The following is a 20,706-nucleotide window of genomic DNA, read 5'->3' as shown; positions in this document are numbered from 1 at the left end:
CATGAAAACCGCATTCCCAGAACATGACCGCAACCGTTATTGCATCATCGATGCAACAGAATACGAAGAGCACTACGCTACCTACTTCGAACGACAGGTTAAGCAACCACCAAACGATCCGGTCTACATCAGTGCAGAAGAAAAATCGGTCGAACAGCTGACACTTTCAATTGGGCTGGCCACCGTTGAAATCTTCATGGGGTTACGCCCCATGCACCACCTTTCCCCTTGGCTTTCTCAGGCTTGTTACCGAAGAGTCCACCAACAGGTTCAGAAGGTTCATGAGATGGTCAACCGCACCTTCAAGCCACCGGCCTCTTCAGGCCCACTCCAGCCCAGGGTGCACCCAGTAAAGGCTCGCAGGATTATTCTTCAAAAGGTGTCACCCAAAGCCTACGAGGCCTGCCTTATCGTTCAGGACGCACAGAGGGCGCGAGCTGTAGCCCTGCGCGCTGAGTTCCTCAACCGTCGGTGGAAAATTACGGCTCTTGATATTGCCTAAGCACTCACGCCCGCACATCAACCTGTAAAACCTAAACGGGAGGGGCTCGATCATAAGCTGACCGGGCCCCTCCCTCCTCTGGGTATCTACTTGTTTTCTATGTCAATGGCATCATTATCAGGCTCTGGAGCAGGCTCAGTGCGAACCTCTGCCTTACCACTTTCAGTAGGTGCCGAATACTGCAAGAACTTAGGCTGAGCAGGAATCTTCAGCTGAATCTTTGAATTTTGGGTACGCTGCTTTGAAAGATCCAAGCTGAAGAGGGTTGAAACCGTTTCTTCGCGAATGGCTCCCATCATGCTTTGGTACATGGCGTAGCCCTCCCTCTGATACTCAACCAGAGGATCACGCTGAGCCATAGCACGCAGTCCGATACCTTCCTTGAGGTAATCCATTTCGTAGAGGTGTTCAGGCCATCGTTTGCCGATTACTGAAAGCACCACTCGACGCTCAATTTCGCGCATGGCTTCCTCACCAACAGAAGCTTCTCGATCCTCGTACTGCACTTCGGCGTCGGCAAGCACCTCGGTTACCAACAGGTCGCGGGTGACCTTAGTACGATCCCCAGCCTCTTCGAAAAGATCTTCTGGGGTGATAGAAACGGGGAAAACCGTCTTGAGTGACTCCCACAGTGCATCAAAGTCCCAGTCCTCTGCGTGCCCGCTGCCAACGTGTGCGTCAATGGCCGAAGTAATAACCTCAATGCGGAACTTTTGAATCTGATCCTTGAGATCGTTGCCATCAAGAATCTGCCCGCGGTCCTTATACATCGCCTCGCGCTGACGGTTCAGGACATCATCATATTTGAGCACATTTTTACGCTGTTCAGCGTTACGAGCTTCGACCTGCCCCTGTGCTGAGGCAATAACACGAGATACTAGCTTTGAGTCCAGCGCCGTATCGTCCGGTGCACCCGCCATAAGACGTGAAGCTGCCTGACCGTTGAACAGGCGCATGAGATCATCTGACAGCGAGAGGTAGAAGCGTGATTCCCCGGGGTCGCCCTGACGCCCCGAACGACCGCGCAACTGATTGTCGATTCGCCGCGACTCGTGGCGTTCTGTACCCAGCACATAAAGACCGCCCAGAGCCGTTACCTCGTCATGCTCTGCTGCCGACGCCAGTTCTGCCTCTTCAAGAACCTCAGGCCACTTGGATTCGTATTCCTCGGCATTCTTAAGAGGGTCAAGCCCTAGAGCCTTCATAGTTTCAACGGCTTCAAATTCGGGGTTACCGCCCAGCATGATGTCGGTGCCTCGGCCAGCCATGTTAGTAGCTACAGTAACAGCACCCTTGCGCCCTGCCTGAGCTACGATTGACGCTTCGCGCGCGTTATTCTTAGCGTTGAGAACTTCATGGCGGATACCCTCTTTAACAAGGAGTTTTGACAGATATTCAGATTTTTCAACGCTGGTGGTTCCCACCAGAACGGGCTGACCATTTACATGGCGTTCCTGGATATCCTTGACCACCGCATTGAACTTAGCGATTTCGTTTTTATAGACCTTATCAGGCTGGTCGATTCGCTGGATGCCCTTATTGGTGGGGATAGGAACAACACCCAGTTCATAAGTATTCATAAACTCGGCTGCTTCGGTCTCCGCGGTACCCGTCATGCCAGAGAGTTTGTCGTACATGCGGAAGTAGTTTTGAAGCGTCACGGTCGCCATGGTCTGGTTTTCGGGCTTAACCTCGACTTCTTCCTTGGCTTCAATTGCCTGGTGGATACCGTCGTTATAGCGGCGCCCAGCCAAAATACGACCAGTGTGCTCATCGACAATCATGACTTCGCCGTTCATAACAACGTAGTCCTTGTTGGCTTTAAAGAGCTCTTTAGCCTTGAGGGCATTGTTGAGGAAGCCGATGAGGGGGGTATTCTGCGATTCATAAAGATTCTCGATACCGAGGTGGTCTTCAACTTTATCAATACCGCTTTCAAGCACACCAACGGTACGTTTCTTTTCATCGACCTCATAGTCCTCATCACGAACAAGGCGATTAGCGATGCGAGCAAATTCGCCGTACCAGCGGTTAGCCTCGCCCATAGCTGGGCCTGAGATGATCAGGGGGGTACGAGCTTCATCAATCAGAATTGAGTCAACCTCATCGACAATCGCGAAGTTGTGCCCACGTTGCACCTGCTCTTCTTTAGTCCACGCCATGTTATCGCGTAGGTAATCGAAGCCGAATTCATTATTGGTCCCGTAAGTAACGTCTGCTTCGTACTGCTTACGACGCACTTCGGGGCTTTGGTTCGCAAGGATAACGCCAGTTTCCATACCCAAGAAACGGAAAACTCGACCCATAAGGTTCGCCTGGTATTCAGCCAGGTAATCGTTAACCGTAATGACGTGAACGCCCTTGCCTGAGAGAGCATTAAGGTAAGCAGGAGCAGTTGCAACCAGAGTTTTGCCCTCACCAGTTTTCATCTCGGCGATGTTGCCCAGGTGCAGAGCAGCACCACCCATTAACTGAACATCATAATGACGTTTACCCAGCGTGCGCTTAGATGCCTCACGAACCACAGCGAAAGCTTCTGGAAGTAGAAGGTCCAGGTTTTCGCCCTTTTCAACACGCTGGCGGAAGGAGCCTGTTTCAGCGCGGAGCTCTTCGTCGGTCATGGCGACAAAGCTATCTTCGAGTGAATTTACTGCATCGGTGTAAGCACGCAGCTGCTTGAGGATTCTTTTGTCTCCGCTGCGGAGTAGCTTTTCCAGAAGAGATGCCACTGAAGTTTGCTCCTAGGTAGGTGGGCCGGCAGCTGCATACAATCTGCACGCAGTCATTCACATAATACTAGTGCACCACTGGTGTTCTGATGAGCTTTTGCCCAGCGCTTAGAGAAGCCAGCGTGTTCTGTCGGTCAAAAAGCTGGCCCCCACCCTAGAGGGTGGGGGCCGGCTAGATATTTTAGGCCTTGAAAATAACCTAGGAGTCTTTACTCAGCGTCGAGAGCGATCACACCGTAGGACCAGCCCTTACGGCGGTAGACTGCGGATGGTGCGCCAGTTTCTTTATCAACGTAGATGAAAAAATCGTGGCCTACTAGCTCCATCCGGTCAACGGCTTCTTCGGAAGTTAGCCGATCAGCGGGGAAGCTCTTCTTCCGGATTTCAATGGGAGAAGAGACTTCATCGGTGAGGTTATATCCACCGGCGAACGCGGCCTCCTCGACAGGTACATCGTCAACATGAATATCAGTGGTAGCAACCGTCTGACCTTCAGCTACTACGGGGATGGAACCGGTAGCTTCAGCCACCGAGACAGGATGCTTACCACCTATACGTCGGTCTTTACGACGGTCACGAGCACGGCGTAAACGCTCAAGAAGTTTGCCAAAGGCATCGTCAAAAACAGCGAATTTATCTTCGCCCTCTGATTCTGCGCGAAGTACGGGACCACGACCAATCACGGTGATTTCAACACGGATTGAGCGTGGGCCACCATTGCCTTCTTTAGTAAATTTGACTTCGATGTCAGTAACGTTATCGCCTAGCGTTTCGAACTTGACGACTCGACTTTCGACGTATTCTTGCAGGCGTTCGCTAATTTTGACGTTGCGGCCTTGTACGTTGAGTTCCACAATTCCCTCCACGGTCTGGGGGTTGAATCTTGGCTTGTGAAGGCTTCGATCCGGGGAATCTGTCTGGCTGATTCCTTGCTTTAACTGTACGCCTGTTTGTGGCGCAAGTCATTCTTTGCGGTTGTTTTGGGAAATTTTCTTCATTTTTATATTTCTTAAGAGATGATCTGAGACGAGGGTAGCTCCGAACGCCGTTGAACTCTCGCAACAGCGGCCGCGCCCACCACGCAAGCACCAGCCTCCGATAAAACCCTATAAGCTTCAGCAATAGAAGCACCCGTGGTGGCAACATCATCACAGATAATGCAGAGTCGGCCGGATAAATCCAGATAACGCCCAGCCCAGCTCAGCGCAGGTTGACGCACTCGCAGGCTGCCCTGCATTCTCCAGTACCTTGCTTGCTGCCCCAATTGCTTCTGGGAACCTTTCGCACGACCAGTTAGTACTTCCGTTCCTTCGCCAGCGTAAAGGGGGCGTAAAGCTTCAAGAACGGTAAAACTTACTCCTGGATATGTCGAAGGTAGGAGCTTGCTAGCAGCCCTCGTGATTTCGGAAGCAGGCGCGAAACCCCGGCGTCCTACTGACTGCCGGCTGGACGGGATAGGGACGAGATAAACCGATGCACCCTTCCCCGCAACCTGGGCAAGACCAAGCTCCTGGCACAGAAAAACCAGCGACCGAGCTAGCGCAGAACTTAGATAGGATACTAGGTCAGTACGCGCAGCGTTTTTAAAACTCAAGAGGCAATGAGCTAGCTCGTACTCATACTCACCGGAGCTTGCTACCGGGCAGGGAGCGTAGGTTAGTTCCGTCATCACAAGATTCAGGGTAGCTATATTCAAAAGCCTCGAGCACCTGAGGCACAGTGCCCTTCTGCCCCGCATGGGCTCCCCGTAGGACCTACACGCAGCGCAGAACCTCGGTGCGAAGAGCTCCGCCAGTTCATCAAGTGAATGCGCACCTCTGGCACCCCAGCCCGCTAGAGCATCTATACTTTTCATACCGTTAGAATGGCGACCCAGAGCCTAAACCACAAGCGACAGCTAGAAAAGTGGATAAGTGGTGCGGACCAATAAAATGATTACCGCCACATTGGGACTAAATGAGGCTTAGCCCGAATAGTTAAGCGCCGACAGGCTGGATTCAATGCGAGTCCAACCATTACCAGCCACGATGAAAAGCGTGCCCGTTTTATTAGTAGCAACCACCTGGTCAACACCGTTACCTGTCACTATATGCTCAATGTCGGGCAGGTTGTCATATCGAGTGCTTTGACCGGTCAATGAGACTATCTCGGTTTCAGCTGTGGTGGTATTCCAAAGAATTACGTCCTCATCACTCGCCCACTCCACACCGTCAGGGCTGATGTCGGCGCCCACCTGAACTGGATCTAACAACCCCAGCGGCACCCCGTCTTCAGCCCGGCGAATCGCTGAAATCCAAGCCGAAGTAGCACCATCAGTTGAGGTCACCAAAGCAACACGGGCACCGTCACGGGCTACCGCTAACGACAAAAGCGTCTGACCGTGCAGCCATGTTTCAAGTGTTCTGGGCTCAGCTCCCCGCTGGCCCGCAGCTAAAGTCAGCACACTGCCGCCCTCTTGAGCGATCCACAGCCAGTTCTGATGATCATAGCTCGGCTGAAGAATACCTACGCCCCTGTGCACCACTTGAGCTTCTGAAAGGGTAGCTAACCACAGCTCAGATCTGTCAGCAGCCGTAAAGCTAAAGGAAGTGCGGCTGTAGTTCATCGCGGGCTGAGCTGGGGCAACGCCATTTTGCGCAAAAACTAAACTCTGGTTCTCACTCGCAGACAAATTATCGCGCATCACCAAGCGGTTATTCTCAACTCCCAGCACAAATGGAGGCACCTCAGCGTTAATTGCCGGCTCCCGGTAATTTTCAAGATCCTGAGTATTAATCACCTGATTATTAATGCTCAGCTGGGTTGAGGTAATAGAAGCTATGTTTGAGAGAGTCTGGGTGAGCTGCGTCCGCAGACGTTCCAAATCGAGTGCACTCGCAGACTGCAGAGAGGGCCCGCCTGACAGCTGAACGTCCGCTCTGCCGTTTTCCACCGTCACTGAATTTCGGGCCAAAGCGGTGTTAGGAGGGATCGCTGTGATCACACCACCTTCAAGATAAGGCGCCGGGCCTTCCAGCAAAACCTTCACGAGAGACGTTGCGACGGTAGGGCGTTCTACGAACCAACGCACATCAGGCACAGCCTGAGTAAAGGTTGGATCGTAGAAGTAGAGGGTGAAAGGGCTGAAAACCTCACCAAACTCAGTTCTACTCAAGACAGTTCCATCTGGAGCAGTAGCAACCCGCCACTCCCCCTCTACCTGCTGAAGAGTAAACTCAAGTTCATTTTCTGTAGCTTCGGTATAGGAGGTAGCAAGCCCCCTACCGTCTACAAGAGTGGAGGTTGGGACGGTTACCATGAAGGTATCCTGCCCAGTTTCTTCGGTTATAACCGACGAGTTATAGATGAGGGTCTGCCCGTCAGGTCTCCAGGATTCAGCCAGAGATTCAGTGAGGAAAAGACGAGCAACGCTGTAATCATCGTTAGCCCCCACCCCGGCGTGCAGGAACCCATCGATAATTTCAGCAGGTGTAGCACCCGGCACTGGCCCAGCGGGAGTGTCGATGGCTTCGGTAGGTGAAGCCGTGTTCCGAGGGTCAGCGTAATGGTTAACTTCTCCATCGGTCGGAATCGCAGCGCAGCCTGTTAGAGCGGCTGCCGCTGAGACAAAAGATGCCGATAGGAGGTCTCTACGGTTAAGAGGTCGCATTGAGGTGTTGCTCCTGCTCTATTCCTAATCGATGGGCGGAGGTGTCAGCCCCAAGCTCAGCTTCAACGGGTGAAGGGGTGGGGTGCCCGCTAATGAGAACGGGTGAAGTCCCCATTGCTCCGCCTTCTTTCAGGGGAATGGTCATGCGGAAGCAGGCCCCCTGCCCCTTAATACCCCAGGCCTCAAGGGTTCCCTGGTGCAGACGGACATCCTCGGCAGCAATCGATAGCCCCAGCCCAGTTCCACCCAGCGTCCTCTTACGGGACGTATCTCCTCGCCAGAACCTGTTAAAGACCTGATCCGTTTCTTCCGGGCTCAGACCTATGCCGTGGTCACGCACCGCAACACCCAAAGCGGTGTCGGTAGCATCAATATAAATATCGATGGGCTTACCCTCACTGTGCTCCACAGCGTTGAAGAGGAGGTTACGCATGACGCGTTCGATCCGGCGATGGTCCATATCCACCATCATCTCAGAGTGATTGGTGTGGACGGTCAACTCGGTGCCCGTACGCTGCAGGTGCGGCTCGACCGTCTTGAGCACTTCGCTGAGAACGGCCATGAAGTCCACTGAAACTGGATCAAGGGTCTGGCTGCCCGCATCAAAGCGTGAAATCTCCAGCAAGTCTGCCAGCAGGTTATCAAAGCGATCTACCTGGTCATAGAGCAATTCGGTAGAGCGCTTATAAATGGGTTCCATGTTGTCTCGGCTATCGTGCAGCATCTCTGCTGCCATACGGACCGTGGTGAGCGGCGTGCGAAGCTCGTGGGAAACATCGGAGACAAAACGCTGCTGCATAGTGGACAGCGTCTCTAGGCGAGAAATCTGGTCCTGAAGTGAGTCAGCCATGCGGTTGAAGGACATGCCAAGCCTGGCTGTTTCGTGTTCACCGCGTACCAGAACACGCTGGTCCAAGTTACCAGCAGCAAGCTTTTCTGCCGTAATCGCAGTGGAACTGATAGGACGAATCACGGTTCGGGAAATGGCCCACACAATTGAAAGAACCACCAGAAGCAGAATACCGAAACCAATCCACACCACAACGTTGATGTAATTCACCGTGTTTTGAGAAGAAGACAAATCGTAGACCAGGTAAAAAGCGTAATCAGGGTTCTGTGGAATTGAAATCTTAGTACCCACCACCAAGGTAGGAACCGTCCTTCCCTCCGCCCCTACACTTGCCGAAGACTGCCAGTAAATACCCCGCCCAGAGCTCACCGTTTGCGCTAGTTCCTCCGGGATATCGGCAGCTGTTGTGTTACCGGATTGGCTTTGCTCCGAGACGAAGCCCTGTGTGGTGGCGTTGATATCTTGCAGGAGCACCCACTCACGGTTGCGATCCGCGCTGGTGGTTTCCAGCACCGTCAAGAACCGGGCAACGTCCCGCTGAATTTCAGTACGACCGGTAGCATCAGAAGCATTCAGCAAGGTTTGGACGTTGCTGAAGCCGCTCGATGATTCCTCTAAAGCTTGCTCTAGGTTGCCTCGGAACAGAGAGTTAGCAATCTGGTGGGAAATAAAGGACCCAACAAACATGAAGGAGATAAGGAGCAGTAGGGCAGCAGTGAGAACAGCGCGAAACTGAAGGGATTGCTGCCACATTTTTCTAAGACGGTGAAGGGGCCGCCCCAGCCAGTGGAAGCGACCCCGCTCAGCGTCCGAGGTACCCAGGGAGAGAGCCACCGTTTAGCGTGCCCCGTGTGCGGCAGCCTTGTAGCCCACGCCTCGCACGGTGAGCACAATCTCGGGATTCTCTGGGTCCTTCTCAATTTTGGCTCGCAAGCGCTGAATATGAACATTAACCAGACGAGAATCTACGGTTTTTTCATAGCCCCAGACATTCCCTAGCAGGGTCTCACGAGTCATCACCTGCCCCGGCTGGCGAGCAAGGTTAGCAAGCAAATCAAACTCCAGCGGAGTGAGGGAAATATTCTCACCGTCGCGTGAAACGGTATGGCCGGCGAGATCAATGTGAAGGGCACCCACGCGGATTGGCTCATTGAAACGTTCTTCTCGCGGGCGAAGGCGGGCACGGACTCGGGCCAACAATTCTGCGGGCTTAAAAGGTTTAGTGATGTAGTCATCTGCACCAGCTTCTAGGCCCTTCACTACATCTTCGGTGTCACCCTTAGCGGTGAGCATGATGATGGGGACATCTGATTCAGCACGAATTTGCGTACACACCTCAATTCCGTCCATACCGGGGAGCATGAAATCCAGGAGAATCAGATCAGGTTGATGAGTGATAAAAGATTCCAGGGCGCGATCGCCAGCGTCACAAAAGACAGCGTCGTAACCTTCCTGGGCTAGGACGATTCCCACCATCTCTGCCAGGGCATCATCATCATCAACGACGAGAATGGTTGCGTTCACGGGGCGCTCCTTCGAAATTCAAGATAGATCAGCTACCAGTCTAACCGGTGTCTCCTCATCTGCCGCGGTAGACCAGCTCCTAAGCGTCCTGGGCAATTTCTGAGAGGGCGCGGGCGGTCTCCGTTAGATGCCCCAGCACGGTTGTGGCAACTTCTGGGCTCTGCTCTTCTAAACCTGGTAGATCGGTAAGAGTGATACTGCTCAGCAGGTTCTTGGCTAAACCAACATCTCTCCAGCGAACCCAGAGATCACCTGCTATCTCCCCCACCGGCAGGCGTGTACGCGGTGAGACAGTCTCCAAGAGAGGGCGGGCTCCCGCTTCTACCATCCTGGCTACCTGCTCCCAGTCGCGGGTCGGGCGACCGGAGAGGTTAAGCACCGGAGCCCTGAGCACTGCCTGGATTTCTGGGTGCAGTTCAAGGACGTTGCTACGCACCAGCACGTTAACTCCTAACCCCTCAGCGTAGCGGTGAATTTTAGCCAAGGTTTCGACGGCCTCATGCCGTCTCAGTGCCCTCACCGTTGAATACCCACTGGATGTCTTGATAGCACCGGCGAGGACGGCGGGAAGCAACGGTTCATCGAACTGTAAGCTTAAGTGCAACCCGGGGGTAGCCTGCTTTAATCGCTCCACCAGTGATTCAAGACCTGCAAGAAGAGAGTCGCATATGTCCCTGCGGGCCCCGTAATCAATCAGGACCAGCTCCCCGGTGGTCAGGTAGGTACTGGCAGCAAGGCTAAAGGGCCCCAGTAGCCGCACCTTAAGCCCGCCCTCGGGGTTTTTCTCTTTCCCCACAACATCAGCAAGAGCATTGATATCTGAGGCTAAAACGGTCTGTGCAAGATTGCCTTCTTTGGCGAACCCCTCCGTGATACGCCAGCCGCTAGCCGTGACATCAGCAGTCAGCCCCTCAAGGCAGGCCAGGGTGCGCCCCAGAGCCGTGGCATGAAAGCCTCGGTCAGCCAGTTCAGGTAAGAAACTAAGGTGCGGGGCACCCAGCTCCCCCCGTACTCGGCTGACAGCGTCCACCATTTTCACTCCGCCCCAGCCGCCTAGACCGGTTGCGCGTACCAAGAGGTGCTGTTCAAAGGTCAGGGCTTGTTCAGTATCTCTGCGAAGCGCAAGCATCTCAGTGTCTGTAGGCAGGTAAAGTGCAGGGAGCTGTTTCACAGGTTTCAGCTGACCTTTCAGTTGAGATTAGGGCTCATTAATTTCGGCTGCAATTCGCTCATGGTGGCGGATTACCTCAGAAATAATAAAGTTCAGAAACTTCTCTGCGAATTCAGGATCAAGATGAGCTGCCTGCGCCAGGCCGCGCAGACGCTTAATCTGAGCCTCTTCCCGCCCCGGGTCCCCCGCCGGCAAACTGTGCTCAGCCTTCAGATGTCCTACCCGCTGGGTAGCACGAAAGCGTTCAGCCAAAATGTGTACCAGAGCAGCATCCATATTATCGATGGTCTGCCGCATGGTGAACAGCTCTTCTAGCACCCCAGGGGCAACACCCGTCATAGAAGTTGCTCGGGTATCAAAATTCTCGTGAGCGCTCAGCTCATCAGGGTCTGTACTCATGTTGCTCATCATTCCAGTCTAAAAATTCCCGGCTCTTTGGGTACATCTATTAGGATAAGTTCCCACCTACTGAAACGCTGAGGACGCTGTGGTGCCCGTTTACGCCCCGGCAGAAGATGGAGACTATGCCAGTTCCCTCTCATCAAGCAGTAATATCAGCCCGGTCCAGTGAGTAGGCACGGGCTATGGTTGACTGGCCCAGAACGCGGGTGCCCTGGTAAATCACCATGGTCTGCCCCGGAGCTACGCCGCGGAGCTTCTCGTTCAGGCGAACCACGGTTTCAAGTCGGAGAGCGCCAGGAGTCTCTGCCTCATCGTCCAGCACCCAGACCAAGTGAGCGGTTGAAGCAACCGGGTCTGCGTGGGCACGCACCTGGGCTTCCACCTCAAAGTCAGCACTGCGAGCGCCCTCTACTGGCTTTTGGGCCAGGAAGTCGGCGGTTTCGGCGATGGGGACACCGGCCCATGTTTCACGGATGCCGCGGATCTCATCGATTTCGAGCATGTCACGGCCACCCACGATCACCTCGTTAGTTTTGGGGCGAATTTCCAGCACAAAGCGGGGCTTGCCGTCTGCGGCTGGATGCCCGATAGCCAGCCCCTTACGCTGACCTACGGTGAAGGCTTGGGAACCGCGGTGGGTGCCCAAAAGGTTGCCCTCAGTATCTTTGATGTTGCCCTGAGTCATGGTGATGTGTTCTTCGAGCCATTCGCGGGTATCACCCTCGGGTATAAAGCAGATGTCGTAAGAGTCTGGTTTCTTGGCCACTGAGAAGCCTCGCTGGGCTGCTTCGGCACGCACCTCGTCCTTGGAGGGTGTATCGGCTAGCGGGAACCAGGCGTGACGTAGCTGTTCGTGGGTGAGGACGCCCAACACGTAGGACTGATCTTTCGCCCAAGTGGCGGCGCGGTGCAGTTCGCGGTTGCCCTCTGCATCGGTGATAACCTTTGCATAATGGCCGGTGACTACGGCATCAAAACCTAGGGCAACTGCCTTTTCCAGCAGGGCTGCGAACTTAATTTTTTCGTTGCAACGCATGCAGGGGTTGGGAGTGCGGCCGTGTTCGTATTCGCTGATGAAGTCATCAACCACGTCTTCTTTAAAGCGTTCTGAGAAGTCCCAGACGTAGAAGGGGATGCCTAGCTGGTCACAGACTCGGCGGGCGTCCATGGAATCCTCGATAGTGCAGCAACCTCGACTGCCGGTGCGCAGGGTCCCGGGCATACGGGAGAGCGCTAGGTGCACGCCAACCACCTCGTGACCAGCTTCAACGGCGCGGGCTGCGGCAACAGCGGAGTCTACCCCGCCGCTCATAGCTGCCAGTATTTTCATAGTCTTCTCAATCCTTGGGTGCGGTGGTCTCTTTACTTGAGCAACCACCGGCAGGGTCTACATATTTCGTGAGTTTGCTTGCTCTTAGGCTAGTTCCAGCGACCAGCATCTGGGGTATGGTCTGCCATACCGGCTTTCTTTGCCTGGGCCCATGCTGCGGGTAGGGCCGCTAGCAGGGCATCGACATCGGCTTCGGTGCTGGTGTGGCCCAAGGTGAAACGCTGGGCACCACGGGCCTCATATTCGGTGAGCCCCATCGCCAGAAGGACGTGGGAGGGGCGGGGTACCCCCGCATTACAGGCTGAGCCCGTGGAACTTTCAATTCCAGCCATATCCAGCAAGAAGAGCAGGGAGTCGCCTTCGCAGCCGGGGAAGGTGAAGTGGGCGTTGCCGGGGAGCCTATCCGCACCGTCTACTGTCTGCTCGGGGGTCTCAAGCGGTGCACCCCGCAGAGTCACTTCAGGAATAGCTGCCAGGACTCCCTCCACCAGACGGTTGCGTAGCTGAGCTAGACGCTGGCCCTCCTGCTTCAGGTTCTGACCAACCCACTTAGCGGCTTCACCAAAACCTGCGATGGAGGCGGCATCGATGGTGCCTGAACGTACCGAACGCTCCTGCCCGCCCCCGTGCAAGACGGGAGTCAGCCCAGTAGCTCGGGTAGCGATGAGAGCACCAACACCCATGGGACCACCGATCTTATGGGCGGAAATAGCCATGGTGCTCACTCCGCTTGCACGGAAGTTAAGAGGGAGAGTGCCAAAAGCTTGAACAGCATCGGTATGGAAAGGGATGCCGTATTCAGCCGCGACTGCCGCTAGTTGCGAGACCGGTTGTACGGTACCCACCTCGTTATTAGCCCACATCACCGTGACCAGGGCTACCGTTTCTGGGTGATCGCCTATTGCTTCTCTGAGAGTTTCGGGAGCAATTCGTCCATCACCATCCGGTTGTAGCCAGGTCAGTTCAGCGTTCTCATGCTTTTCTAGCCATTCTGCCGCATCTCCTACCGCGTGGTGTTCCACCGCTGAGAGGATAATGCGCACCGTCTGAGGGTTGGCTTCGCGGCGCTTCCAGTAGAGACCCTTAACCGCCAAGTTATCTGCCTCCGTGCCACCGGAGGTAAAAATGACCTCGGCTGAGTCACAGCCAGCCAGACCAGCAATCTGCTCTCGCGCGTACTCAACGGTGGCACGAGCACGCCGCCCAGCAGAATGCAGGGACGAAGGGTTGCCGCCGGCACGCATCTGCTCGGTCACCGCTTCTATCACTGCAGGCAAGACATCGGTGGTAGCAGCGTGATCCATATAAACGCGTGGCATAGGCTTCCTTTCGTGCCGACTCAAGTACAGCCTTTCATCTTACCCGCCCATTCCCCCGGCCGTGTATGGGCTGGTTCACGAAAAACCCCCACGGCTTCTGCGTAAACTGGTGGGGTGTTCAAGATTCTTTTTTATACCCCCGAGATCCCCGGTAACACCGGCAACGCGATTCGTCTAGCCGCCATCACCGGTGCCGAGCTTCACCTGGTCAAACCCCTAGGCTTTAACTTTGAGGACACCAACCTGCGCCGAGCCGGTCTGGATTATCACGACCTAGCCGTGATGACCGTCCACGAAACCCTGGAGGACGCCTGGACAGCTCTTACCCCTGCCCGCGTCTTTGCCTTTACCACCACGGCCAGCACTAACTTTGCCAGTATCGAATACCACGAGGGGGATGTGCTCATGTTCGGCCCCGAATCGGTGGGGCTACCCGAGGCAGTGCAGAACGATGAGCACATCACCGAGCGCGTTAAAATCCCTATGGTTCCGGGGCGCCGCTCGCTCAATCTAGCCAATAGCGCCTCTATCGCAATTTACGAAGCATGGCGACAGCACGGGTTTCCCGGCGGCGCAATCTAGAGTCTAAGAGCCTTAGAAGTTACTGGCTACAACGAAGCGGGGTAGGTTTCACCTAACAGTGAGGCCCACCCCGCATCGTTATATCTCTTAGCCGGCGTCCCTGCTATCGCCCAGGGTTACATCGACGTCCTGAATTGAGCCATTTCGGTTGACGGTCAAACTCACCTTGCTCCCAGCTGCCGCTTCCCGCACAGCGGCGGTAAGCTCAGTGGCTTCGCTAATGGAACGGCCGTCGACAGCAACCACGACATCCCCGTTGCGGAGCCCCGCGAGGTCAGCTGCACCGCCACTGACCACTTCCTGAATCAGGGCTCCGTCACCGAATGCCTCAGACTGATCATTATTAGCTGGAGACGTTGAAACACTAGCCCCCAGCAAACCATGACTTGCAAATCCATTCTCAATGATTTCCTGAGAAACGCGCTTGGCGTAGTTAATAGGGATGGCGAAGCCTACACCGATGTTGCCGCTACTTGAGCTGCCTGAATCGGTGGAAGCAATCGCCACGTTAATTCCGATGACTTCACCGTCAGCGTTGACCAAAGCACCTCCCGAATTACCGGGGTTAACCGCCGCATCGGTCTGAATAACATTGATTGAAATTGTTGAGTTGGTGCTACTCTGTGACTGCTGACCGGGCATCTCAAACTGGAAAGGGGAACTACCAAAAGGGTCCTGCTGAGCGCTAGAATCTGTCTGCTGCTCATCAACGGCAGATGATTCTACCTCGATGGTGCGCGCCAGGTTAGACACGATACCTGTGGTTACCGTGTTCTCTAACCCCAGAGGTGCACCAATAGCGATGGCTGTGTCACCCACGTTTAGGTTCCCCGAGTCTCCCAGGGAGGCCGGAGTGAGAGTCAGTCCCGAAACATCGTTGAGCTTGATGACTGCCAGGTCACTGGTTGGGTCAGTGCCCACAACACTGGCGGTACGAACCGAGCCATCGGAAAGCTGCACTTCGATCTCGGCTGATGCTGTCGCCCCATCAAGCGTTACCACGTGGGTGTTAGTGAGGATGTGCCCCTCATCATCAAGCACTACCCCAGAACCTGCCCCAGATTCACTGGTCGAAGCAGCCGAAATAGTCACCGTTGAGGAGGTGGCTTTAGCTGCAGCAGCGGTGACAGCGTTAACCGAATCGGTGTTGTTGACGATGGTAGAGCCACTGCTCAGAGAGGCGGTACCTGATGCGGTGGAAAAGTCACTGGCTGCGACCACAGCCCCACCGGCGCCACCGCCCAGCAGCGCTGACAGCAGGGCAACCGCGGTGAGGGTCTTAAAGCCGGGCTTCCTCTTTTGCGCTTGATTTTCGTAACCCGCATTAGCGCTATAGGGAGCTGCTGTAGCTTTGTAAGGGGCATTGGGGGCCGGTTGCGGTTGATAGGCACCAAATGAACCGTAAGCTGAACGCCGCTGGTCACCGGGGTAGGCCGTATTCAGCGGAACAGTTTGGTCCTGGTCAGCAGGTGCCGGGTTCGGCTCACTTTCCCCCTGCGGCTTCTGCGGTTTCTGGGGGTTCCAGGAATTCTCGGTCATGAGGTATGTCCTTCATCATCAATTAAGCGCCTCCGACCTCATTGGCGCATGTTCGATTGCTTATTATTCTCCACGCATCTGGATTCACTGTGAAGATTAGCTGTGCTTTAACTGGGAGCCAGGTTTAGAGGAAAGCTCACTACTAAACCCATGCTCACCGCTGAAAATTGCTCGCCCTGTGCTCACCGCGAAAGGTTGGCCCCAGCAGGGCGCCATAGAGTGATTTACGCCCTATGATGAAAACAGAGCAATCTTCGGACCATTACACCAAGGGGAAATATGTTACGCACACGACTCACGAGTGCTTCACTACTCGCTGCTCTAGGGCTGGCCCTAGGCCCCGCCGCCTACGCTGAAGCACCGTTTGATTTAGATCCCGGTGTCCGTGTAGCCGATACCACCAGTTCCCTGGGCAATACATCCAGTCTTGAAACTGATATCTCAAATCTTTCAAGCAGTCAGCGGGTTAATCTCTTTGTGGTGACGGTTGATAGCTTTGAGGCACCTTCCAGCTCCTCGGAATGGGCTAGTCGGTTCGCTGAGCTCAACAACTTTGGTGCCCAGGATGTTCTGTTAGTCATTGCTACCGAAGACCGCCAGGCCTACTTCATTGCCGGTGACACTTCGGTTCTTTCGAGGGACCAGCAAAACACCATCTACAACGATTACATCTACCCCAAACTCACCCAGCTTGACTTCCAGGGGGCTGCCGACGCCGCGGTCACAGGTATCGAAGAAACAGCGGGTTCAGGTGGCACTAGTGAATCTGCTGCCTCAAACTCGGATACCTCACGCGCAACCGAAGTGATGATAGGTGGCGGCACCTTGTTGGGCGTTGCCGCAGTAGCCGGCGGTGGCGCTCTGCTCTTGAGCCGTAGCCGTTCTGCCCGTAAGGGTCAGCGCACAGGAGGCGGCCGTACGGGCACCTCCTCTGCCCAGCAGCCTCCCCAGCCCAGTATCCAGCAACTGCGCCAGCAGGTCGGTGAGCTACTCGTTTCAACCGACGACGCTATTGCCCACTCCCTGCAAGAAGTTGAGTTTGCTCGCCTGCAGTACGGTGAAGATGCGGTAACCCCCTACCTGGCAGCTATTGAAGAAGCTAAGTCTCACATGCAGCGATCTTTCCAATTGCAAAAACAGCTTGATGACGATATTCCCGATACCGAAGCCGATCAGCGTGCCTGGCTCAGCGAGATTATTGCTAGAACCCAAGACGCGCAGAAGGCGCTCAGCGAACAGGAAGACAGCTTCGCTCAGCTTCGTCAGCTGGAGCAAAATGCCCCGCAGGCTCTAGAGTCCCTAGCTACTGAAATTAAGCAAACAGAGCAGCTCTTCCCCGCAGCTCAACGCTCACTCACTACGATGACCGCAGCCTACGCCCCTAGCGCCTTCGCCACGGTGGCGGACAATATCGAAGAGGCTAAGGCCCGTCTTGAATTCGCCCGAAACACCGAGCAGGAAGCTGAAGAGCAGCTTGCTACCAATCGTAGTGGCGCCATCATCAAATTGCGTGCCGCTGAAGAGGCCCTGGGGCAAGCTAAGGGGCTTTTGGAGTCCATTGACCACGCGTCCAAAGACCTCGATGCAACGGCCGCGTCCCTCGACAGTGCTCTCATCATTGCCGACCGAGATGTAGCTCAGGCTAAGGAACTGGCTCGCAGCGGAGCCGGAAGCAGCAGCCAGTTGCAAGGTGCAGCAGCAGGAGTTGAAGCAGTGCTGGGCCAAATTCGTGCAGAACGCCATAAGGGACTAATTGACCCCTACCTTCTGAGCCAGCGCCTGCACGAAGTGCGCTCCGAACTAGACACCGCCTTAGGCTCTGTACGTCAGATCCACGAACAGCAACAGTCAGCACGCCAGACATTGGGCCATGCACTGGTTTCAGCCCAAGCCCAGGTATCTGCCGCGAGTGAATATGTGTGGGCCCGACGCGGCGGGGTGAAGGCAGAGGCTCGAACCCGCCTGCGTGAAGCTGAGCGCCACCTCCAAGAGGCGCAGCGGCTACAAACCTCAGACCCAGTGACCGCACTGGCTAACGCCAATGACGCTATTAGATTGGCCAACGAGGCCCAGAACATCGCCCGCAACGACGTCGATCACTTCAACAACAGCGGCTACGGTGGTCGCGGTGGTAATAATGGCAACTTCAACTCGGCAATGCTGGGCGGCATTTTGCTGGGCACCTTACTGGGCGGAAACAACAGCAGCGGTGGCTTCGGTGGCGGCAGCTGGGGTGGGGGCTCCTTCGGTGGAGGCTTCGGCGGAGGCGGCGGCTTTGGTGGAGGTGGGGGCTTCGGCGGAGGTAGCTGGGGCTCAGGGGGCGGTGCCGGTGGTAACTTCTAACCAGCGCACTCCCCTAGATGCGAGACCAAAGAATACCCAATTTCGCCCAGAACGTAGCATCAGATACCCCTAAGCCCTAGCCCAGGGGCGGGCCGTCCTGAGACAATAAAACAAGTGGTCATGTGCCCGACGCCTGACCCGCAATACCCGAAAGGTAGACCCATGGCAAAGCAGACTATTTTTAGCCGCATCGCACAGCTTACCAAGGCAAACATTAACTCCTTGATCGATGCTGCAGAGGATCCTCAGAAGATGCTGGATCAGATGGTTCGTGACTACACCAACAATATTGCAGAGGCTGAGCAGGCTGTTGCTCAGACTATCGGCAATCTGCGTATGCTCGAAGAAGACCATGCAGAAGATACCCGTGAAGCGAGCGAATGGGGCTCAAAGGCTCTAGCTGCCTCTAGCAAAGCCGATGAATTCCGTGCTGCTGGTGACACCCCCAACGCTGATAAGTTCGACAACCTTGCGCGCGTTGCCCTTGGTCGCCAGATGCAGGCAGAGAACGAAGCCTCAGCTATCGAACCTCAGATTCAGTCACAGACCGAAATCGTGGAGAAGCTCAAGGTTGGGCTGACTCAGATGAAGGAAAAGCTGGGCGAAATCTCACGCAAGCGCGATGAGCTTAACGCTCGCCAGAAATCTGCTGCTGCCCAGTCACAGGTGCACGATGCCCTCAAGTCCTTTGACGTTATGGACCCCACCAGCGAAATCTCCCGTTTTGAGGACAAGGTTCGCCGTGAGGAAGCTAAGGTTCGTGGGCAGCAGGAGCTCGCAGCATCATCCCTGGACGCCCAGTTCAATGACCTGGAATCGCTGGGCCGTCAGGCCGAACTTGATGCACGACTCGCTGCTCTCAAAAACGGCAAGTAAGCTCACCAACTTTTAGCCTCCTCTTACTACAGGGCTAGAAGTTATCTAAGGGGCCGGGCACCACTCTTTGTGGCGCTCGGCCCCTTACTCTAAGCCCTGGCTGGCATCACTTGTCTGCCCACCCGTGGATTTGCCCGTTGACACGATGAAACAGCATATCTAAAGCAACAAGGTTCGCCCCTTCAGGAATAATCATGTCCGCGTGACGTTTTGAAGGCTCGACGTGAAGCTCATGCATGGGCTTAACGGTGGCGAGATACTGGCTTTCAACCGACTCAATACTGCGGCCACGTTCAATGACATCTCTGCGTAGTCGACGCAGGATGCGTACATCCGCATCGGTATCAACGAAAATTTTGATATCGCACAGTTTTCGGATTTCTTCCTCAACGAAGATGAGAATGCCCTCAAGGATAATAATCTTCTGAGGCTGAACAATCATCGTTTCTTCTGAGCGATTATGGTCGGTGAAGTCATACACCGGAGTCTCAATAGTCTGACCGCCGATGAGAGCCTTGAGATGGGTGACCAGGAGGTCATTATCGAAGGCTGTGGGGGCATCGTAGTTAAGTTCAGTACGCTCATCGTAGGTGAGGTGATCATTGCGCTTGTAGTAGTTATCGTGATAAATCACCCCTACCTGGCCGTTGAAGCGCTTAAGAAGTGAGTTGGTGAGCGTCGTCTTGCCGGAGCCGGTGCCGCCTGCAATACCAATAATGAGGGGTTTCATGAGTCTCTTCTGCCGATTGTGTGGAGAACTTCTTTAATTGTGACATGTTTATGACATCAGGGCGTGGAAGCCTTGGAGGGTTAACTGTCTACCTTCAGTTAATTTCTTTGCCCGCCAACCCAGGTTTTGTCCCCCTATCTGACTGAATCCAGCTTGCCTCATTAGAAAAACATTTACTTAATATAGAAACTTTATAAATCTTTTCTACTAGGTGCTTTATAAATTTAAACGTCATTTATTCTTCACCGAAAATTATTGGTGACCCTTAGCTAAGTTTTTATAGTTCCAATAAGGCTCCCTCCTTTTGGGGGACAAAAACCCGTATAGTAAATGGAAGCACATGCCTGCCTTTCCCCCACAAAGGACTAACCATGATGAAATTCAAAAACTGGGTCAATGAAACCTTCGACTCCCCCTCCCTGAATCAGGTCTTCTCCCACCATTCATCTCATCAGAAACAGCTGAAGAATCTGCCAAAGGCGTTGCACATGGCTGATTCACTCCTCGGCCGCGAGACTGTCTTAGAAATTGCCCCCGGACGCTTTTCTGGCTTTGGGGATTCAGTTCTTTTCGTGACCAACCAGCGTCTGCTGATCACAAAAAACAGCTTTCAATCCGGCTATTCAGTTTCGCTAGACCTCGATAGTCTTGAGAACGCACGCCTGTCCTACCAGCCACTGGCAGGCCATACTCTATCCTTAGGCGGTGGTGCTCACCGCTTTACACGCATCCCCGCTGGTTTTGCCAACAGCTTACGTAAAGCACTCTTTGAAGAGCAGAAAACATTTTCCCAGATGGCCCAGGCCGACTAAAGCCTTCAAGATCGCTGTTTACACGGTATAGACCTGCAATCGGTGCCCCCCCCCCAGTACCGATTGCAGGTTTTTTCTCGCCCTCATCGGCGCATATAGTTAAAAAGAAAAGCGCCTCACTTTCGTGAGACGCTTTTCGTCTTGGTTGCGGGGAGAGGATTTGAACCTCTGACCTCCGGGTTATGAGCCCGGCGAGCTACCGAACTGCTCCACCCCGCGGCGACTTATATAACTATACGCACCCCGCAGGCACTGCGCAAGTCAAGAGGCCTATTTGTGACCGACCCCTCAAAACACAGGGTATTAGCAGCAAGGGGCACCACCATCAGCAGAAAACCCAAAAGGGTG

At 54.6% G+C, this 20,706-nt stretch carries 17 protein-coding genes and 1 tRNA gene; 5 read left to right on the top strand and 13 right to left on the bottom strand.

Annotated elements, in window-relative coordinates; genetic code table 11:
- Window position 1: 1 nt before the first annotated feature.
- Complete coding sequence (locus tag ABD982_RS03430) at window positions 2–502, top strand: Rv3235 family protein (protein WP_251379066.1); 501 nt, start codon at window positions 2–4, stop codon at window positions 500–502.
- 86 nt (window positions 503–588) lie between these two features.
- Here the strand turns inward: ABD982_RS03430 and secA are convergent, their stop codons facing one another.
- From secA to ABD982_RS03385, 10 genes are all read right to left on the bottom strand, one after another.
- Window positions 589–3,231 (bottom strand): preprotein translocase subunit SecA, encoded by a 2,643-nt coding sequence (secA, locus tag ABD982_RS03425; protein ID WP_345444767.1) that lies wholly within the window; start codon window positions 3,229–3,231, stop codon window positions 589–591.
- Between the two features lie 209 nt (window positions 3,232–3,440).
- Entirely contained in the window at window positions 3,441–4,085 is a 645-nt protein-coding gene (gene hpf / locus ABD982_RS03420) for a ribosome hibernation-promoting factor, HPF/YfiA family (RefSeq protein ID WP_251379068.1), read from the bottom strand.
- Window positions 4,086–4,240: 155 nt separating this feature from the next.
- On the bottom strand, window positions 4,241–4,468 hold the full coding sequence (locus ABD982_RS11290; protein WP_425570006.1) for a phosphoribosyltransferase family protein: 228 nt from the start codon (window positions 4,466–4,468) through the stop codon (window positions 4,241–4,243).
- A 726-nt stretch (window positions 4,469–5,194) separates the two neighbouring features.
- Window positions 5,195–6,880: an LpqB family beta-propeller domain-containing protein gene (locus ABD982_RS03415; RefSeq protein WP_345444764.1), complete on the bottom strand. Its 1,686-nt coding sequence runs from the start codon at window positions 6,878–6,880 to the stop codon at window positions 5,195–5,197.
- Window positions 6,867–8,483, bottom strand: a complete 1,617-nt coding sequence (mtrB, locus tag ABD982_RS03410) for an MtrAB system histidine kinase MtrB (protein ID WP_345444762.1) — start codon at window positions 8,481–8,483, stop codon at window positions 6,867–6,869. The genes ABD982_RS03415 and mtrB overlap by 14 nt, the downstream gene beginning before the upstream one ends.
- Before the next feature lie 84 nt (window positions 8,484–8,567).
- Window positions 8,568–9,254: an MtrAB system response regulator MtrA gene (mtrA, locus tag ABD982_RS03405; protein ID WP_251379071.1), complete on the bottom strand. Its 687-nt coding sequence runs from the start codon at window positions 9,252–9,254 to the stop codon at window positions 8,568–8,570.
- 79 nt (window positions 9,255–9,333) lie between these two features.
- Entirely contained in the window at window positions 9,334–10,425 is a 1,092-nt protein-coding gene (locus tag ABD982_RS03400) for a uroporphyrinogen decarboxylase/cobalamine-independent methonine synthase family protein (protein WP_345444757.1), read from the bottom strand.
- Between the two features lie 27 nt (window positions 10,426–10,452).
- A complete protein-coding gene (locus ABD982_RS03395; protein ID WP_345444754.1) occupies window positions 10,453–10,824 on the bottom strand; it encodes a chorismate mutase in 372 nt (123 codons plus the stop codon).
- A gap of 142 nt (window positions 10,825–10,966) precedes the next feature.
- Entirely contained in the window at window positions 10,967–12,157 is a 1,191-nt protein-coding gene (gene mnmA / locus ABD982_RS03390; RefSeq protein WP_345444751.1) for a tRNA 2-thiouridine(34) synthase MnmA, read from the bottom strand.
- 89 nt (window positions 12,158–12,246) lie between these two features.
- Window positions 12,247–13,476 (bottom strand): cysteine desulfurase family protein, encoded by a 1,230-nt coding sequence (locus ABD982_RS03385; protein WP_345444748.1) that lies wholly within the window; start codon window positions 13,474–13,476, stop codon window positions 12,247–12,249.
- 114 nt (window positions 13,477–13,590) lie between these two features.
- Between ABD982_RS03385 and ABD982_RS03380 the strand changes: the two genes are divergently transcribed.
- Window positions 13,591–14,058, top strand: a complete 468-nt coding sequence (locus ABD982_RS03380) for a tRNA (cytidine(34)-2'-O)-methyltransferase (protein WP_345444746.1) — start codon at window positions 13,591–13,593, stop codon at window positions 14,056–14,058.
- Between the two features lie 87 nt (window positions 14,059–14,145).
- Here ABD982_RS03380 and ABD982_RS03375 read toward each other — a convergent pair whose 3' ends face one another.
- Window positions 14,146–15,597 (bottom strand): S1C family serine protease, encoded by a 1,452-nt coding sequence (locus ABD982_RS03375; RefSeq protein WP_345444743.1) that lies wholly within the window; start codon window positions 15,595–15,597, stop codon window positions 14,146–14,148.
- A gap of 279 nt (window positions 15,598–15,876) precedes the next feature.
- On the opposite strand from ABD982_RS03375, the gene ABD982_RS03370 reads away from it, so the two are divergent.
- Together ABD982_RS03370 and ABD982_RS03365 are read left to right on the top strand one after the other, a co-directional pair.
- On the top strand, window positions 15,877–17,940 hold the full coding sequence (locus tag ABD982_RS03370; RefSeq protein ID WP_345444740.1) for a TPM domain-containing protein: 2,064 nt from the start codon (window positions 15,877–15,879) through the stop codon (window positions 17,938–17,940).
- 162 nt (window positions 17,941–18,102) lie between these two features.
- Window positions 18,103–18,816 (top strand): PspA/IM30 family protein, encoded by a 714-nt coding sequence (locus ABD982_RS03365; RefSeq protein ID WP_345444737.1) that lies wholly within the window; start codon window positions 18,103–18,105, stop codon window positions 18,814–18,816.
- A 106-nt stretch (window positions 18,817–18,922) separates the two neighbouring features.
- Here ABD982_RS03365 and udk read toward each other — a convergent pair whose 3' ends face one another.
- Complete coding sequence (gene udk / locus ABD982_RS03360; protein WP_345444734.1) at window positions 18,923–19,546, bottom strand: uridine kinase; 624 nt, start codon at window positions 19,544–19,546, stop codon at window positions 18,923–18,925.
- A gap of 371 nt (window positions 19,547–19,917) precedes the next feature.
- On the opposite strand from udk, the gene ABD982_RS03355 reads away from it, so the two are divergent.
- Complete coding sequence (locus ABD982_RS03355; protein ID WP_345444732.1) at window positions 19,918–20,358, top strand: hypothetical protein; 441 nt, start codon at window positions 19,918–19,920, stop codon at window positions 20,356–20,358.
- 142 nt (window positions 20,359–20,500) lie between these two features.
- Here ABD982_RS03355 and ABD982_RS03350 read toward each other — a convergent pair.
- Window positions 20,501–20,577 (bottom strand) — tRNA-Met (locus ABD982_RS03350).
- Window positions 20,578–20,706 lie beyond the last annotated feature (129 nt).

It is taken from the genome of Rothia endophytica, assembly GCF_039543885.1.
GTDB lineage: Bacteria > Actinomycetota > Actinomycetes > Actinomycetales > Micrococcaceae > Rothia > Rothia endophytica.
This window is presented reverse-complemented; position numbering and strand designations above follow the sequence as displayed.